This is a genomic window from Gemmatimonadaceae bacterium (assembly GCA_037721215.1).
Lineage (GTDB): Bacteria > Gemmatimonadota > Gemmatimonadetes > Gemmatimonadales > Gemmatimonadaceae > UBA4720.
This window is the reverse complement of the sequence record JBBJNV010000031.1, coordinates 1-17,435: the sequence shown is the minus strand read 5'-3', so window position 1 is coordinate 17,435 and position 17,435 is coordinate 1. Positions and strand designations below refer to the sequence as shown.

Below are 17,435 nucleotides of genomic sequence, written 5' to 3'. Positions count from 1 at the left end.
GGTGAGATAAAGTGCTCGATCCGGCGCAGCAGAGGCGTCTCTGGCGGGATAATCGCGCGCGGTTCGGAACGAGTGTCGTGGTGCTGATGTGCCTCGCGGCACTCGCGGCTCCGCTTATCGCTACGCACGATCCGCTGGTGATCGATCTCTCGAACTTTCTTGCAAAACCCTCTGGGGCCCACTGGCTCGGGACCGACATCCAGGGCCGGGATATATGGTCGCGGCTGGTATTCGGCGCGAGGGTGTCGCTTACTGTCGGCCTCATTTCTCAGGGCATCGCACTGCTGCTTGGCGTGACACTCGGGCTGCTGGCGGGGTATTATGGCCGTTGGGTAGACGAATTGGTGATGCGCCTTGCCGACGTGACGCTCGCGTTTCCGACATTGTTGCTGCTGATCGCGATGGTGGCAGCGTTCCAGCCCTCAATGGGCGTGGTGTTCGTGGTAATCGGTGTGGTGGGCTGGGCGGGTATGGCACGGCTCGTACGAGGGCAGGTGCTGGTGGTGCGGCAGCTCGAGTATGTGCAGGCAATCCGTGCACTCGGAGCGCGCGACATTAGAGTGATGCTGCAGCATGTTTTACCCAATGTCATCGCTCCGGTGGTGATTGCCGCGACCCTCGGCGTGGCCGGAGCGATCATGGCCGAAGCGGCGTTGTCATTTCTCGGGCTCGGAGTTCCACCTCCGACCCCGAGCTGGGGCTCGATGATAGCGGATGGGCGTGATCTCGATCAGCTGCGGCGCGCGCCCTGGACATCGGTAGTTCCCGGCGTCGCGATCGGCGCGGCGGTGCTGGGGTTCAATTTGCTGGGCGATGCGTTGCGGGATGCGCTCGATCCGAAGCAGCAGCGCAAGGCACCGCGGCAGGTACTGTGATCCACAAGGTGCGTGGGCTGTGCTATCTGCTGCCGGCGGCGCTGCTAGCCTGTGATGGGTCCGGAGCAACTCCCGCGCAGTCACAGAGTTCATCGCCGGCCGCCGCCCAGCGGATGCGGCTCGAAACGGTATCTGGGCGGTTCGACAGTCCGGTGCACCTCGCTTCGCCTCCGGGTGATCGGCGGTTGTTCGTCGTCGAGCAGGCGGGGCGCATTCGGATCGTCAGTAATGGCACGATGTTGCGGACTCCTTTTCTCGATATTTCTTCACGCGTGAAGAGTGGAGGCGAACAGGGGCTGTTGAGCGTAGCGTTTCACCCGCAGTATCGCGCCAACGGCTACTTCTTCGTCAATTTCACCGATCTCAAGGGGGACACCCACGTCGAGCGGTTCAGGGTTTCCTCGAATCCGGATCTCGCCGATTTGGGGTCTGCGCGTCGGGTTCTGAAGATCGACCAGCCGTACTCCAACCACAACGGCGGCCTCATCATGTTCGGGCCCGATGGCATGCTGTACATCGGAATGGGTGACGGTGGCTCGGGTGGCGATCCGCATCGCCACGGCCAGGACCCGCGTTCGCTGCTTGGGAAGATGCTCAGAATAAATGTCAGCGGCGCTGAGCCATACACCATCCCCAGAGGGAATCCGTTCGCGAATGCACAAGGGGGCCGTCCCGAGATATGGGCGACGGGAGTGCGCAACCCGTGGCGTTTCGCGTTCGATCGCACCAGCGGAATGCTGTTTATCGCCGACGTCGGGCAGAACAAATTCGAGGAAATCAACGCGGTACCCTCGAGCCGGGCGGGCGTGAATTACGGCTGGAACATCATGGAGGGAACCGACTGCTACGGTACTGGCAGCTGCAGCCGGACGCGGTTACAACTTCCGGTGCATGAGTATCGTCACTCAGGCGGCGCATGCTCGGTAACAGGTGGCTTTGTCTACCGGGGCGCCAAAGTGCCTGCGTTCGCGGGACATTATTTTTATTCGGACTACTGTGCGGGCTGGCTAAGGAGCTTCAGACTGGCAAATGGCTCAGCGAGCGATCATCGGCAGTGGAAGATCGACGGGATCGGTAACATCACGTCGTTCGGAGAGGACGGCCTTGGAGAACTGTATATCGTTTCCCAGAACGGACGGGTGTACCGGATGGGATTAGGGGACGGTTAAGCAAACCCGCACCTGGCGCTTCCATATTTCTTGCAACGCTGCACCTATCCAGTAGTGTCAAACCATCAAATAATCAGAGGAAACCAGATGAGCAATCGTCGGTTGTCACTTCTCGGCAGAGCGGTTCCTGTGCTGGCGCTGCTGACTGTCGTCGTTCCGGGGGCGTTGTCATCGCAGGCAGTATCCGGTTTCAGGATACCGGTGGAGTATCACAAACTTCCGAACGGTCTCAGGGTTGTCCTGTCTCCCGATCGCACTGCTCCTACCGCCACCATTGCGGCGTACTACGGAGTCGGACTTCGTAACGAGCCGCGCAATCGCACCGGGTTCGCACACCTGTTCGAGCACATGATGTTTCAGGGCTCGTCAAATCTGGGCAAGAACGAGTTCATCAATCTCGTTCAGTCCAACGGCGGCACGCTGAATGGATCCACGCGTTTCGATTACACGAATTACTTCGAGATAGTGCCGGCGCACACTTTGAGGACGATGCTGTGGGCCGAGGCAGACAGAATGCGCGGGTTGGCGATCGACCAGGCAATGCTCACCAACCAGCAAGGGGTGGTAAAGAGCGAGGTCCGTGTGAACGTGCTCAACCAGCCGTATGGTGGTTTTCCGTGGCTCGACCTGCCTCAGCACGCGAACACCAACTGGTACAACTCTCACAATTTCTATGGGGATCTGGCGGAGCTCGACGCCGCCACGCTCGAGGATGTGCGGGCGTTTCACAAGACGTTCTATGCGCCCAACAATGCGGTCGTTGTGGTGGTTGGAGACTTCCAGTCGGCCGAGGCAATGGGGATGATTCGCGAATACTTCGGGAATATTCCGTCCGCGCCTCAGCCGGCCAAGCCAGACCTGACTGAGCCGCGGCAGGTGAAGGAAAAGCGCGTATCGAAGCCGGACGACAAGGCGAACCGTCCTGCGCTCGCGTTCGCCTATCACATGCCCGATCGCAACACACCGGAATTCTATGCAATGGGCTTGATCGACCAGCTTCTGCTGCAGGGCAACGACGCGCTGCTGCGTCAGGCGCTCGTTCAGAAAAGCGGGCTCACCGGTTCAGTCACCGGCGGCATCAACCTGCTCGGCAACATGTTCAACTACAGCGGGCCGATGCTCTGGACAGTTTCTCTCTTCCATGACAAGAACGTCACTGCCGAACGCATTCTGGCGGCGTCCGATTCAGTCGTGGAGCGGCTGCGGAGTACGCTGGTCGATCAGGCAACGCTGGACAGGGCGAGAATCAAGCTCAGGTCGGGCTTTTACGATGTGATGAATTCCGGCTTCGGTCGCGCGGATCTGCTCGCATCGTTTGCGCTTTTCGACGACGATCCGAGCCGCATCAACAACATCGAGTCTGAATTCCGAAAAGTGACTCCAGCAATCCTGCGCAGAACCGCCGCCGAGTACCTGCGGCCGACGAATCGCACTGTGCTCTCCATTGAACCCAAGGCGGCGCCATGACATCGACATCGAATGCGGCAGTTCGCGGCCTGCTTGTTGCGGCGTGCTTTTCACTCGCTGCTCCGGTTGGCATGCAGGCGCAAAAACAAACGCCGCCCGCTCCCGGAACACCGCGGAATTTCACGCTGCCTGCCACGCAGAGCTTCACTCTTCCGAACGGACTGAAGGTGACCCTCATTCCGTATGGAACCGTGCCCAAGACATGGATGCAGCTGGTAGTTCGAAGCGGCAACGCGAACGAAAGCGCGAATCAGGTGTGGCTGGCGGATATTACCGGCGATCTGATGCAGGAGGGCACGACGACCCGGAGCGCGCAGGAGGTTGCCAGTGCCGCGGCAGGAATGGGAGGCAGCGTCAACATTGGCGTCGGTGCGGACGAAACGACGATTTCCGGCAATTCACTTTCGGAAGTCAGTCCGCGGATGGTCAGCCTGATCGCCGACGTGGCGCGAAATCCTCGATTGCCCGCATCGGAGCTTGCCCGGCTCAAGACGAATCGTCTCCGAACACTGGCGCAATCGAAGGTGCAACCGTCGTCGCTCGCGCTCGAGAAATTCCGGGGAGTGCTTTACGGCGATCACGCTTACGGCCGCATATTTCCAACAGAAGCAATGATCAACTCCTTCACGGTCGAGCAGGCGCGAAGTTTTTACACGGCGAACTTCGGCGCCGGGCGGGCCCATCTGTATGTCGCCGGAAAGTTTGACGCGCAGACAACCGAAGCAGCCGTTCGCTCGGCGTTCAGCGGATGGGCGCGCGGTACACCCGCGCCCGACAACATCCCCAAGCCGGCGTCGCGCCGGTCGATCCATCTCATTGACCGGCCGGGCGCGGTACAATCGACGTTGATCCTTGGCCTGCCCGTGCTCGATCCATCGAACCCCGACTATCCGGCGCTAACCGTCGCGAACGCGCTGCTCGGAGGTTCCTTTGGATCTCGCATCACGCGTAACATCCGCGAGAACAAGGGCTACACGTATTCACCATTCAGCTCGGTGTCGACTCGCTATCGCGACGGGTACTGGACGCAACAGGCCGACGTCACCACCGACGTAACGGGTGCATCGCTGAAGGAAATATTCCTCGAGGTCGATCGGCTGCGCAGCGAGGCTCCTTCGGTCGAGGAGCTACGCGGCATTCAGAATTACATCGCCGGCATATTTGTGCTGCAGAATTCAAGTCCATCGGGCATCATCGGCCAGCTCCGCTTCCTGAACCTCCACGGGCTCGAGCGAGACTATCTGGCGAATCTGGTTCGACGAGTGCATGCTGTGACGCCGGCCGAGGTGATGCGCATCGCGAGGACCTACATCCGGCCGGATCAGATGACGATTGTAGTCGTCGGTGACAAAGCGAAGGTGGCATCGCAGCTGGTGCCGTACGGTCTTACGCTGGAGTAATCGGAGGCGGAGCAAGGATCAAACTCAACCTGCGCCGTTCGCCAATCAGCCGGGAATCGCGTTGCTCCCGGCTGGCCGTCGACGTGAGCGCCTGGCCGCGTGGCTGGTTGACGATCTGGTGTCGCGCTTCGAGGATCGCATCCTTGATATCGATCGGCGGGTAGCCATGCACTGGGGAGTGGTCGCGGCCCGGTGTGAGGCAGCGGGCGTAAGCATGGCCACCATCGATGTCTTTCTTGCTGCGACCGCCGACGTCCACGGCATGACCCTCGTGACGCGCAACACGAGAGACTTCCGACGAGCCGGGATTTCAGTGCTCGATCCGTGGAGAGTTGATGACAGCCATGTCTGACGCGTCGAAGGTTACTTCGTCATTGATTCCTTCCGATCAACCATGATGCCGCTGTTTGATCAACCCGAAATCGCGCGCACCCTTCTTGAGAAGGTAGTAACCGCCCTCGAGTGAGTCTCCAATCGCATCACCCGCCGTAACGCGCCGCCCATTCACCGAGGCGCCACCCTGATCGACCAGCCGGCGCGCCGCGCCCTTTGACGCAACGAGGCCCAACTCCACCAGTCCGTCGATCACACTCGCAATCTCATTCACCTCGACGAACGGCACCTCACGGCTCAACGCCTCGAGTGCGTGCACAGACAGCGACGCCGGATCACCTTTCGCGAACAACAGCCGCGAGACATCCTCCGCAACTTGCGCCGCGTCTCTACCGTGGACTCGTGTAGTGACTTCACGCGCCAGGGACTGCTGCGCCGCACGCTCCTGCGGTCGATCGGCGACGCCACTCTCCAGATCTTCGATTTCAGCGCGTGAAAGCAGCGTGAAATACCGCAGGTATCGCCCCGCGTCGCGGTCGTCGATGTTCACCCAGAACTGGTAGAACTGATACGGCGACGTTCGCTCCGGGTCGAGCCACACGTTACCAGCCTCGGTTTTCCCGAACTTTGTGCCGCCAGCGTTCGTCACCAGCGGAAACGTCAGCGCATGAGCCTCGCCGCCCTCCGTTCTGCGGATCAGCTCGAGGCCCGCGGTGATGTTGCCCCACTGGTCGCTCCCGCCAACCTGCAGTGTCACACCGTCGCGGAGAAAGAGCTCGCGGTAATCGTACGCCTGCAGCAGCATGTACGAGAACTCGGTGTACGAGATGCCGGAGTCCATCCGCATCTGAACGGACTCCTTCGCCATCATGTAATTGATGGTGAAATGCTTGCCGATGTCGCGCATGAACTCGATCGCGCCCAAAGGTCTGAGCCAGTCGGCATTGTTTCGCATCTCTGCGCCGCCGGGACCGTCGAAATCGAGAAAATGCTCGAGCTGGTTCCTGAGTCCTCGTGAGTTTTCTTCAATCGTCTCGACGGTATTCAGCAACCGCTCGGCGGTCTTCCCGCTCGGGTCGCCTATCATTCCCGTGCCGCCACCTACCACGGCAAACGGTTTATGACCCGCCCGCTGCAGATGCATCAGTCCCATCACCGGAATGAGGCTGCCCACGTGCAGGCTCGATGCAGTAGGATCAAAACCGCAGTACGCCGAGACACGTCCACGGCTGAGCGCCGCGTGCAATCCGTCGGTACTCTGGTGGAGCAGCCCGCGCCACGCGAGCTCGTCGAGCACTGGCGACGTTTCAGTCATGCCCCAACCTGGTCGAATCGGAATTCTGGGGTGGCATCGCTCTCCCGTATATCACCGACTTCACATGAACCGATTGAACGACGTCGGGCATCCATTTGCCGTTTTCAATCTCTCTTCCGCACCAACCGGCGGAGCTCCCCATCGCGTGCGCCGAGGCGCCCGCAAGGCCGGCAACCGCCAGCGCCGCCGACAGAAGTCGAACACCCGGATTGAATTGATGGTACATAAAGGTGACGATACGGACGCGACCGTCGTAATTCAATGATAGGGACCATCACCGAACCGTGGACGCCCGGTCGCTCTGTGTTCCGGGGCGCCCTTTCGCGCCTGACATTACCTTTTGAAATCAATGGTCACACGCAAGAACACCTTCCGCCGCCGGCACCCTACCCTCATTCGGGTTCTACTGCTGCTATTCACGTTCGGCGCAGCGACATCAGCTGGCCTCGCGTATGGCGGCTGGGCACTCGTCTGCCGCGGCGGCCAGTGTCCGCCGGTGGAGGAGCTGAACGACTACACTCCCCGCCAGACCTCAAAGCTCTACGCCGCTGACGGCCGCTTTATCGCCGAGCTCGGCAATGAGCGCCGTACACTCGTCAAGATCGACGAGATTCCGGACAAGGTCACCCAGGCGTTCGTCATCACCGAGGACAAGCGCTTCTGGGCCCACGCCGGCATCGACTGGCGCCGGGTGTTTGGCGCCCTGGCCCGCGATATCATCGCGATGCGATGGGACGAAGGTTTCTCGACGATCACGATGCAGCTCGCACGCAACGTTTTTCCGGAGCGAATTTCCCGCGAGAAGACCCTGGTGCGAAAGCTTCGCGAAGCGAAGGTCGCGCGCGGCATTGAAAACAAGTACGAGAAGAACAAGATCCTCGAGCTTTACCTGAATCAGATCTCCCTCGGCAACGGAGCGTTTGGAGTCGAGACAGCGTCGCAGCGGTACTTTGGGAAATCGGTCCGTGATCTCAACCTCGCCGAAGCGGCGACACTGGCCGCGCTTCCGAAGGCTCCTGAGCGATATAACCCGCGGAAGCACCCCGAGCGCGCCATCAAACGCCGCAATCTGGTGATCGAGCTGATGCGGCGAAATGGCGTCATCACGGATGCCGAAGCGAGCGGTGCCAAAGCGTTTCCGCTGCAACTCGCCAGCAAGACTGAGTCCGGTGACACCGCACCGTATTTCGTGGAGTGGGTGCGGCAGCAGCTGGACGACCAGTACGGTCGCCAGCTTTACGAGCAGGGGCTCAAGATCTACACGACGCTCGACCTCGACATGCAGCTCGCCGCCGAGCGCGCGCTCGAGGGGCAGATAAAGCGGATTGAAGCCGGACGATACGGGCGCTTCCCGCACGAAAGCTACGAGCGTTACATCGCGCGCAGCCTCGCGGGCACTGAGCCTGGCACCAATTCCCCCTACCTGCAGGGCGCCTTCGTTGCGATGGACCCTCGCAACGGAGCCATTCGCGCAATGGTCGGCGGTCGTGACTTCTACGACTCCCGGTTCAACAGAGCTACCCAGGCATTGCGGCAGCCAGGTTCGGCGTTCAAGCCAATCGTCTATGCCGCCGCTGTTCAGAACGGGCGTCCACCTTCGTATATCGTGGATGATTCGCCGCTCGAAGTCGATCAGGGTACTGGCAAGCCCTGGACGCCAAAGAATTACGATGGCCGTTTTGCCGGGCCACTGACGATGAGAAACGGTCTTTACGATTCGCGAAATATCGTTGCGATCCGCACCGGCATGGAACTCGGCGAGCGAACGATAATCAACGAAGCCCGCAACTTTGGAATCACGACGGCCATTCCGCCGTATCCATCGATATTTATCGGATCAGCGGACGTCTACCCGCTTGAAATGGTTGCAGCCTATGGTCCGTTTGCAAACCAGGGTATTCGGGCCGCCCCCAATTCGATTGTCCGTGTCGAAAACGCGCGTCAGGAAGTCCTGTCCCATCAGACGCCGGGCCGCACCCAGGTACTGTCGCCGGAAGAGTCATGGTTGATGGTCGACATGATGAAGGACGTCATCCGTCGCGGCACGGCTGCAAGCGTCTGGGGTGCGGGTTTCCGCCTGCCGGCGGGAGGCAAAACGGGGACTACCAACGACGGCACCAATGTCTGGTTCATCGGCTACACGGCAGATCTCGTGGCCGGAGTTTGGATGGGGTTCGACCGTCCCAAACAGATCATGCGCGATGCTCAGGGCGGAAGGCTTGCGGCTCCCGCGTGGACGACTTTCATGTCCGAGGTTTACCGCCGCAAGCCCGCGCCACCGGACTGGCCACGTCCAACGTCACTCATCATTCGCGAAATCGACGTAACTACCGGCCTGCTTCAGACGCCCTACTGTCCTCGCGAAAAACTGCGCGCCGAATTCTACATCCCTGGCACTGAGCCGACGCGTGAGTGCGACCAGCACACGGCGTTCACAGTGCCTTTGTACGATAGCGTGAGCGGGGGTATGCAACCGCCTGCCGATCCGAATGTGGCTCCTCCTCTCCCTCCCCCGGCACCGCCAACCAGTACCGGTACCCGTGTGATTCCAGGCGCAGCGCCGACTCCGCGGCGTTTCAATCTGCCGCCCGATACGAACAGAATCAGGCTCAGGCTCGATAGCACTCTGGCACCGCCGCCGTCTTGAAACGGTACCGCGCGCGCTGGGTTGTTCCGGTAACCCGGCCGCCGATCGAGAATGGATGTGTCTCTGTCGCGCCGGATGGCAACATCGCGTACGTGGGTTCCACCAGCGCTGCACCGCCGGGCGACGATCATGACCTGGGTGACTGCGTTCTCATGCCCGGAATCATCAACGCGCATACGCATCTCGAGCTCACATCGATGCGCGGTTTCCTGGAGGATCTCTGCTTCAATGACTGGATCGACAAGCTTCGAAGCAGCCGCAAGGAAGCCCTCACGGACGAGATGCTGCTCGACTCGGCGAGATTCGGAATAGTCGAAGGCCTGCACGCCGGAATCACGACCTATGCCGACACCTGTTCGACCGGTCTGGTAATGCAGGCAATGATCGAAATGGGTGTGCGCGGCATCATGTATCAGGAAACCTTCGGTTCCGCGCCCGAACAATGCGAAGATTCCATGAATGTCCTGCGTGCCGCGATTGCACGGCTGTTGCCACTGCAGACGGGTCTCGTCCGGCTCGGTGTCTCGCCGCACGCGCCGTACACAATCTCCGATTCTCTTTACGCAGCCTCCGCAGACCTTGCGCGGGAAGCAGGGCTGCCGATGGGATTACACATCGCCGAGAGCGTGTCGGAGCAGCAGATCGTCTGCGATGCTGCCGGACCGTTTGCGGATGAATGGAGACTGCGCGGCCTCGATGTGCTCCCTCGCGCGCGAACGCCGGTGGCATTGCTCGAGGCGACGGGGTGCCTCTCGATTACGACACTCCTGATCCACTGCGTGCAGCTCGACTCCGAAGATATCGAAACCATTCGCCGCCATGGCTGCTCGGTGGCACACTGTCCGGCGTCGAACGCGAAGTTCGGGCATGGTATTGCACCGGTAGCCGATCTTCTTGCCAAGGGTGTGACCGTTGGGTTGGGGTCCGATTCGGTGGCAAGCAACAACCGCATGGATATCCTCGAAGAAGCACGGCTCGCGATTCTGTTCCAACGCGCGTTGAAGCGCACTGAACGCGCGCTCACGGCGCAGCAGGCACTGGAGCTTGCAACGATCGGCGGCGCGCGCGCTCTGGGCATCGACGACAAGGTGGGTTCGCTGGAAGTGGGGAAGGAAGCAGATCTCGCCGCGTTCCCGCTCTCCGCGGCGCGCGCAACACCAGTCGGCGACATCGTTGCCGCAATTCTTTTCGCAGTTGCCGGCACCCCTGCGCAGTTTGTTGCGGTAAGGGGAGAACCGCGCATCGTCGATGGCGGGCTGGTGCTACCCGATCCCGCTCTTGTGCAACGCGTGGTTGCATCCGCCAACGCGTTGGCGGCATGGGAGCGCACAGGCACCTGGCGTTCAGCCACTTCTATCGATGTGGGTGCCACTGACGTCGGTCCCGCAATGCCACTGACGTCGGTGCCGCAATGAACGGCGCGGAAAGTCAGCAGTCGTCGCCGGCAAAGACCTGGCGATAAGTTGCGGGTTCCACACGCTCTCGTAATTTCCTTGACAACTTCAACACGAACAGGGACGACTGATGGCCCGGGCTGACAATCATCACAGGATCTGGCGCGACGGACAGCTCGTGGACTGGGAGGACGCGACCATTCATGTGATGAGTCACGTCGTGCACTACGGTTCGAGTGTGTTCGAGGGCGTGCGGTGCTACGCGACACCGTCCGGGCCGGCGATTTTCCGCATCGGAGATCACATGCGGCGATTCGCAGATTCCTGCCGCATTTATCGCATGCCTCTCGAGTACTCGCAGGACCAGCTGGTGCAGGCGTGCATCGATACGGTTTCGGAAAATGATCTGCCGCACTGCTACCTTCGGCCTGTGGCGCTACGAACCGGCGAGCAGATGGGAGTGCTTCCGAATGACACACCGCTCGAGGTATTCATAATTCCGTGGACATGGGGCCCATACCTCGGCAACGACGCGCTGTCCGAGGGGGTCGATGTTTGCGTGTCGAGCTGGCGCCGGCCTGCACCTGACACGTTCCCCACCATGGCAAAAGCCGGCGGGAACTATCTCAACTCTCAGTTGTCCAAGATGGAGGCCCGCCTCGACAATTATTCGGAAGGAATAATGCTCGATACGCTTGGCCTTGTCGCAGAGGGAAGTGGCGAGAACCTGTTTCTTGTTCGTGACGGGAAGCTGATCACGGCTCCGTTGTCGGCTGGTATCCTGAACGGCATCACTCGCGACTCGGTATCACGTATCGCGCGGGACATGGATCTCGAGGTCATTGAGCAGGTTATGCCGCGGGAGATGCTCTACATCGCGGATGAATTGTTCTTCACCGGAACGGCGGCCGAGATTACGCCGATTCGCTCTGTTGACCGTATTCCTGTGGGTACAGGCAGGCCGGGGCCGTTGACGCTCGCGATACAGGAACAGTACATGGGAATCGCCGAAGGAAAATTGCCTGATCGTTATGGCTGGCTGACGCATGTTCCGAGCGGGGCCAGCGCGGGTATTTAGAAAGAATCGGTGTATATTGCGCCGTCCCATTTACGGCGAACGGGGAGGACTGCTTGATCGTTGGCTGTCTCGCACTGAATGCGTCGTTTGAGCCATTGACAATGGTGCCTCTCAGACGTGCATTAAGGCTGGTTATCGACGGCAAGGCTGAGATCGTCGAAGCGGACCACGACAAGGTGGTTCGTTCCGAGCGACTCACCATGCCGCGGCCGGCGGTCATCCGGCTGATGCGATTCATCCATGTCCCGCGCCGCTTCCGTCGTCAGGTCACCAACACTTTTCTGTTCGCCCGCGATCGTTACCGGTGCCAGTACTGCGGCCGGATGCAGATGGAGTTCAAGCCGCGCGAGTCGCTGACGCGCGACCATCTCATTCCGCTGTCACGCGGCGGGAGCAACGAATGGACGAACGTTGTGACCGCCTGCAGTCCGTGCAATACCCGCAAGGCGAACAGCCTGCCAAGCGAAATTGGCATGCATCCGCTGCACGCTCCGGTAGAACCCCACTTCGTGCATTTGAGCTGGGCTGTCCGCCGGTTGACCCCAACCCAGGCGCGGTACATCCGCATGTTTTACGGCGAAGAAACGCTGCATCATCTCGAGGATCTTGAACACCGTGCTGGTGCGCAGGCCCGGAGTGGTCCCGAGAGAGCATCGTAGGCAGCGCAACTCGCGTCACGATGGTCGAAACGTTCCTGAGCGCGTCTCATACCGGCGCCTTTCGCCACCCAGCAGGCGAACGAAAACAGTCTTCACACCACGCGATACGGCGGTTCCCGGATTCTTCTGCCCGCGCACCGCGGGTTTGACCTCCCCCCGCAGCCAGCGTTCCACCTCGTCAAGCTCCGTCAGCGACAACATCTCCACATCGAGAACCAGGTTGTAGTAACTGCGCTGTCCGCGCCTGGGCAGCGAAATAGGCACTTTGAATGGCGCATCAAGCACAGCCTCGGCATCCGCAAAAGTCTGGAAGCTTCCGAGATAGCGCGTGGAGTTCCCTGTGATCCGGAAAATCTGGTACACTTTTGTCAATGCGTCATATCTCGCCACCACATCCCACTCTGCAGTAGCCTTGATATCGTCGAACCATCCGCCAGTGCTCCACCGTTCAACCTTGTAGTGAAGCCGGGCGGGGAATCCGTTATGCAGCAGATCGCGAAGCGCTCCGTCCGATACCAGCGCCGCCGACCTGACCCAAGGAGGCTCGGTTGCGAGTGCCTGCCGCTCGGGCAGCACAAGCTGCACCTGGGGTCGCTGAGCCTCAGCTGTCGCTGAAGCACTAATTGCAGTTGCAATGAGAATCAGCCGCCCGAGCGTGTGCACCAGTTAGAAGCGGTTGTTGATGCGAACAAAAAAATTGGCGGGTTCTTTTGAGGCCGATACCGCCTTTGCGACGTACAGCCCCGCAATTCCCAAGTCGATACCCAGCCCGATATCGGTGCGAAAAGTGTCGAATGAGGGGATGGTGCCGGTTGGATATCGGAGAGTTCCATCGCGCTCGCCAAGCAGCCAGCCACGTCCCGCGTCCGCGAACAGCACTCCTGAGGGTCTTACCCGGAATGCGGCTCCGCGCACGCGGATGCGATTCCTGTTGAACATGTCTATCAGTTCGGAATGGAGTTCCTGGCGGTACTCGACCTGGGCAAGTGCCACCCGTTCGCAGCGTGCAGGCCTGCCCGCCGGAAATTGCGGATCGGGGTTGCACTGCCCGACATCGGTGCCAAGCATCGTCCGACGGAAATCAAACCCAGGGATCGTACCAACTCCGCCAACAGAAAGCCGTCTCTCGAGAGGAAGCTGGTCGCCGTGCAACCATCCTCCAATCACCATGCGTCCATTGAGCTGCCTCGCAGGCGATATGCGGTTGTAGCGCCTCAGATCGAGAAACCCGCGACCGTAGGCTATTGATGCGGGGTTCGGGCCACCACCTGGGCGAAGCGCCACGTCGGCAACTGCAAGCCGCCCGGCCCCGCGCTCGTACTGCGCGCTGACATACCATCCGGCAAGAGGATTGAGCTCGCTGTTCCGGGAATCGATATCAGCGCGAATGTCTGCGACGTGAATTCGCCCTTCGTCCACCCGTGGGTTGAGTCGCCACGATTCATCACCCCGGAAAAGCGCAAAAACATCACGCTCCCGGCGTGAGCTCCATCGTTCGTCACTGAATCCGATGCCGATTGTGGCGTTGGCACCGGCGAATGCCGAAGCATGCAGCCGCCCTCCGTGCCGGCCGAAGTAATCCATATAGTCACGCTTGAGAAAAAATGCAGCCAGCCCAGCGTCGGGTTCACCGAGCTGCCACCGTTCAATCGGAACAACTTCGTCGAATGACGATGCTCCGAGGGTCACGCCGCGACGCCTCCCCAGGCGCACTTCCGCGGTAATGCGGTGGCCGAGGTTTTCCGAGTCCCAGTGAAAGCCGTGCGCGCTCCTGATAATGCCGAGCGCGCTGATAGACACTGATGCATCACGGTGGCTCGCGCGGTAGGTGGGTCCGATGAGAATCGGCAACCCCTCTACCCGGTTGTATGCTTTGCCTGACGTAATCGTGATACCCCCGCGATCGTCGCCGCGGTCGAGCAGCGACCCAATCGAGAAGGTTGTGTCCGATCTGACCGTGTCCGGAGCCTGCGCGGCCATCGGAGTGGCATGCGTCACGAGCGCGAAAGCGCCGCAGACGATTATCGGTGAGCGAATCATCACTGGTCGTTTGTGGCCGGTGGAATTTGTGTCCTGACACCATCGATGTTCAGCCGTTTCATCCGGCGGTAGAGATTCGGACGATCGGTCTGAAGCTGCCGCGCTGCCTCAGCGATGTTTCCTCTGGCTTTTCCGAGGGCGCGCTCGATCGTATGCCGCTCGAAGTCGTCGAGCATGCCTGCGAGCGACTGGTCGTCCCTGTCGGTGTCTTGCGGCGCGGGACTGTGAGCGTTACCGGCGAAAAATCGCGACATTTCTGATTCGTCCGGCGAACCGTCCGGTGTAGTTGCCAGCAGGCTGCGAACGCGGGCCGCCCCGATATGCTCGCCAGCGTGCACGATCGCGATTCGCTCGACGATGTTGGCAAGCTCCCGGACGTTCCCCGGCCAGCGGTGGCGCTCGAGTGCCGCCATTGCTTGCGGATGCCATGTCGGCGGCAACTGACCCGTACGTTTGAAATGAAGCATGGAGAAATGCTCGACCAGCAGCGGGACGTCACCATCTCTTTCGCGCAGTGCTGGCAACGCCAGTGGAATTACGTTCAGCCGAAAAAAAAGATCCTCGCGAAAAGACCCCGTGCGGACAGCACGGCCGAGGTCGTGATTTGTCGCGGCAATGATGCGTACATCGACCTTCACGTTGCGGTTGCCCCCCACGCGCTGAACCTCCTTTGCTTCGATAGCTCGCAGCAACTTGGCCTGGGCCTCGAGACTGAGATCGCCGATTTCGTCGAGGAACAGCGTTCCGGTATGAGCGAGCTCGAATCTGCCGATGCGCGTTTGTGTAGCCCCGGTGAACGCTCCGCGTTCGTGGCCGAACATTTCGCTCTCCACCAGGTCACGCGGAATGGCCGCACAATTCACGCGGACGAACGGCTTCTCCCGTCGAGCGCTGCCGCCGTGGATCGCACTTGCCACGAGCTCCTTGCCTGTTCCCGATTCGCCGCTGATGAGGATCCGCGCGTCGGTGCCCGCGACGCGCGCGATCATCTGCCGGACCTCCATCATCGGCGCGCTTTTGCCGATCATGTCGCCAGCAAGTCCGAGCTCCTCGCGCAGCTCCCGGGCGACTCGCCGCGTCTGTCTCAGCTCGAGCGCCGAGCCAATTGCGAACAGCACTCCCTCGGGCGTCAGCGGTTTCTCGAGAAAATTCACTGCTCCGAGTTTTGTTGCGCTGACGGCATCGCTCAATCCGGCCCGGCCGCTCATCATTATGACCGGTAGATCGGGGTGACTCGTGCGCAGCTTCGCGAGCGCCCCCATGCCATCCAGGTCGCCGGGCATCATAAGGTCGAGCAGGACGACGTCCGGCGCGTCCTCAGCGGCCCGCGCGAGAGCCTGAGCCCCGCCGGGCGCATCACGGACATCATATCCTTCCGCTGCGAGAAGCGCCCCGACCATTCGACGGATGTTCGCTTCATCGTCGACGATAAGGACAGTGGCCACGCTACGGTGAGCTCTGCCCGCCGGAAGGGAACGTGCGTTCCTGCAGCGCCGGCGCGGCGTCGCGTACCTCGGAGAGCAGCTTGGTGGTAAACCGCTGTCCCTCCGAGATGCGCTCGACTTCAACAGCGATGCTGTCGATGGATTGTTCCATGCGCTCGAGCCGCATCAGGACCTCAGGAGGGATCTGGGGATTTCCCGACTCGTTGGAGACGCGCTTCGCATAGGCCTGGACCATCGGGCGGCCAACAACTATGGCGATGACCATCGCAAAAAATCCAAGAGGCACGAATATCGCGGCCATTTCAGGACCCATTATTATCTCCTCCTTTCATTGCCTGGTGCGCCGGCAGTGTGAATCGAATCGTTGTACCAACACCTAACGTGCTGGAGGCTGCCACAGTTCCATCATGTGCAAGCACGGTCTGACGCGCAATCGCCAGTCCGAGCCCGGTGCCGCCAGGTTTGTGGGTTACATACGGTTCCCAGATCTCCGCAAGATCTTTGGAGGGGATGCCGGTGCCATCGTCGCTCACCTCGATACTGACAGCGTCCTTGCCGCCGAGTTGCGCAAGAGCGGCAGTAACGACGATCCGTCCCTCGCCGGAACAGGCATCCACAGCGTTTAAAATCACGTTGGACAATGCTCCCGCGAGCGCATCATGGTATCCTCTTACCAGCGGAAGATGGTCCGGAGAGACGACTTCTATTTTGATGTCTGGTGGCGTCGCGGCCGTCGCGAGGTATCTGACGAGCTCGGCAATATCGATATCTGCGGCGGCACCGTCCGGCATGCGGCCGAACTCGGCGAAACTCTTTGCAATTCGCTCGATACGGCGGGACTCAACGGCAAGTACGTCTACGGTCTCGCTCAGCTCCGGTGGCGCGTCCCGGCGCAATCGATCGACGGCAAAACGTATGGGAGTCAATGGATTTTTTAGTTCGTGCGCAACGCGGCGTGCACTCTCACGGTAAGCTTTCAGCCGTTCGGCTTCGGCCTCGCGCCGGCGGCCAGTCTCGACGGCGTCCGCCATTTCGCGCATCCGTTCGCGGAGAGTCGCAAACTCGGGCGCGCCCTTTACAGGAGGATCGGCGGGGACCGGGAGTGGCTGGCCGCGACCGATAAGAGCAGTCCACTTGACGAGCTCATCGAGCGGGCGGCTCAGCTGCCGGCTCAGGTGGCCGGCAACGCGGGACGCACTCACTCCGAAGACTATCAACCCCATTACTGCGATGACCGCAACGATTCGCCCTGATCTGCCGGCGAGAAAGCTGTAACGGCGGGCCTGTTCGAGAGACGTTCTCAGCTCGCGCTCGTGCGCGTCAAGGAGCTCCCGTTGAGACCGGTCGAGTGGCGCACGCCTTGCGCCCGCGATCGCCTGTTGACCGCTTGCGGCTACGCTTTCCCAGGCCGCTCGTCCACTGACCAGGCGCAACGCGCTGCTCACCGTTCCGCCCCAGAGAAGTGTCAGCATCAACGCTGGTACAATCGCAAACAGCGAGAGGATGACGATGAGTCGCGTTCGGAACCGGAGTTGCTTCATCGCCATTCCGCTATAAATTACAGGGCTTGACGCGACTTCGAGGATCCCGGGGACGGCGTGTTGAACCCGACA

At 60.8% G+C, this 17,435-nt stretch carries 16 protein-coding genes; 9 read left to right on the top strand and 7 right to left on the bottom strand.

The window, feature by feature from the left end:
• Window positions 1-11 precede the first annotated feature (11 nt).
• The 5 genes from WKF55_14930 (at window position 12) to WKF55_14910 (ending at window position 5,263) form a co-directional block, all read left to right on the top strand.
• Window positions 12-875: an ABC transporter permease gene (locus tag WKF55_14930; GenBank protein ID MEJ7760873.1), complete on the top strand. Its 864-nt coding sequence runs from the start codon at window positions 12-14 to the stop codon at window positions 873-875.
• Window positions 872-2,044 carry a PQQ-dependent sugar dehydrogenase gene (locus WKF55_14925; GenBank protein ID MEJ7760872.1) on the top strand — a complete coding sequence of 391 codons (1,173 nt, stop codon included), beginning with the start codon at window positions 872-874 and terminating at the stop codon, window positions 2,042-2,044. Before WKF55_14930 ends, WKF55_14925 begins: the two co-directional genes overlap by 4 nt.
• An 87-nt stretch (window positions 2,045-2,131) precedes the next feature.
• A complete protein-coding gene (locus WKF55_14920; protein MEJ7760871.1) occupies window positions 2,132-3,511 on the top strand; it encodes a pitrilysin family protein in 1,380 nt (459 codons plus the stop codon).
• On the top strand, window positions 3,508-4,911 hold the full coding sequence (locus WKF55_14915; GenBank protein MEJ7760870.1) for a pitrilysin family protein: 1,404 nt from the start codon (window positions 3,508-3,510) through the stop codon (window positions 4,909-4,911). Before WKF55_14920 ends, WKF55_14915 begins: the two co-directional genes overlap by 4 nt.
• A gap of 61 nt (window positions 4,912-4,972) precedes the next feature.
• Complete coding sequence (locus WKF55_14910) at window positions 4,973-5,263, top strand: PIN domain-containing protein (protein ID MEJ7760869.1); 291 nt, start codon at window positions 4,973-4,975, stop codon at window positions 5,261-5,263.
• A 36-nt stretch (window positions 5,264-5,299) separates the two neighbouring features.
• On the opposite strand, the gene tyrS is transcribed toward WKF55_14910, so the two are convergent.
• Both tyrS and WKF55_14900 read right to left on the bottom strand, forming a co-directional pair.
• Entirely contained in the window at window positions 5,300-6,559 is a 1,260-nt protein-coding gene (tyrS, locus tag WKF55_14905) for a tyrosine--tRNA ligase (GenBank protein MEJ7760868.1), read from the bottom strand.
• On the bottom strand, window positions 6,552-6,821 hold the full coding sequence (locus tag WKF55_14900) for a hypothetical protein (protein ID MEJ7760867.1): 270 nt from the start codon (window positions 6,819-6,821) through the stop codon (window positions 6,552-6,554). Before WKF55_14900 ends, tyrS begins: the two co-directional genes overlap by 8 nt.
• A gap of 87 nt (window positions 6,822-6,908) precedes the next feature.
• Here WKF55_14900 and WKF55_14895 point away from each other — a divergent pair, with 87 nt between their 5' ends.
• The 4 genes from WKF55_14895 (at window position 6,909) to WKF55_14880 (ending at window position 12,337) form a co-directional block, all read left to right on the top strand.
• Window positions 6,909-9,206 (top strand): PBP1A family penicillin-binding protein, encoded by a 2,298-nt coding sequence (locus WKF55_14895; protein MEJ7760866.1) that lies wholly within the window; start codon window positions 6,909-6,911, stop codon window positions 9,204-9,206.
• Window positions 9,203-10,621 carry an amidohydrolase family protein gene (locus WKF55_14890; GenBank protein ID MEJ7760865.1) on the top strand — a complete coding sequence of 473 codons (1,419 nt, stop codon included), beginning with the start codon at window positions 9,203-9,205 and terminating at the stop codon, window positions 10,619-10,621. Before WKF55_14895 ends, WKF55_14890 begins: the two co-directional genes overlap by 4 nt.
• 109 nt (window positions 10,622-10,730) lie before the next feature.
• Window positions 10,731-11,678: a branched-chain amino acid transaminase gene (locus WKF55_14885; protein MEJ7760864.1), complete on the top strand. Its 948-nt coding sequence runs from the start codon at window positions 10,731-10,733 to the stop codon at window positions 11,676-11,678.
• 53 nt (window positions 11,679-11,731) lie between these two features.
• Window positions 11,732-12,337, top strand: coding sequence for an HNH endonuclease (locus WKF55_14880; protein MEJ7760863.1), 606 nt, complete (start codon window positions 11,732-11,734; stop codon window positions 12,335-12,337).
• A gap of 15 nt (window positions 12,338-12,352) precedes the next feature.
• Here the strand turns inward: WKF55_14880 and WKF55_14875 are convergent, their stop codons facing one another.
• From WKF55_14875 to WKF55_14855, 5 genes are read right to left on the bottom strand one after another with little or no spacing between them, the layout of a single operon-like run.
• Window positions 12,353-13,000, bottom strand: a complete 648-nt coding sequence (locus tag WKF55_14875; GenBank protein ID MEJ7760862.1) for a hypothetical protein — start codon at window positions 12,998-13,000, stop codon at window positions 12,353-12,355.
• 3 nt (window positions 13,001-13,003) lie between these two features.
• Entirely contained in the window at window positions 13,004-14,380 is a 1,377-nt protein-coding gene (locus WKF55_14870) for a hypothetical protein (GenBank protein MEJ7760861.1), read from the bottom strand.
• A complete protein-coding gene (locus tag WKF55_14865; GenBank protein ID MEJ7760860.1) occupies window positions 14,377-15,822 on the bottom strand; it encodes a sigma-54 dependent transcriptional regulator in 1,446 nt (481 codons plus the stop codon). Before WKF55_14865 ends, WKF55_14870 begins: the two co-directional genes overlap by 4 nt.
• Window position 15,823: 1 nt before the next feature.
• Window positions 15,824-16,135, bottom strand: a complete 312-nt coding sequence (locus WKF55_14860; GenBank protein ID MEJ7760859.1) for a hypothetical protein — start codon at window positions 16,133-16,135, stop codon at window positions 15,824-15,826.
• The gene (locus tag WKF55_14855; protein MEJ7760858.1) at window positions 16,125-17,369 is read right to left on the bottom strand and encodes a HAMP domain-containing sensor histidine kinase; all 1,245 of its coding nucleotides are present in this window, start codon (window positions 17,367-17,369) and stop codon (window positions 16,125-16,127) included. Before WKF55_14855 ends, WKF55_14860 begins: the two co-directional genes overlap by 11 nt.
• Window positions 17,370-17,435: the final 66 nt, after the last annotated feature.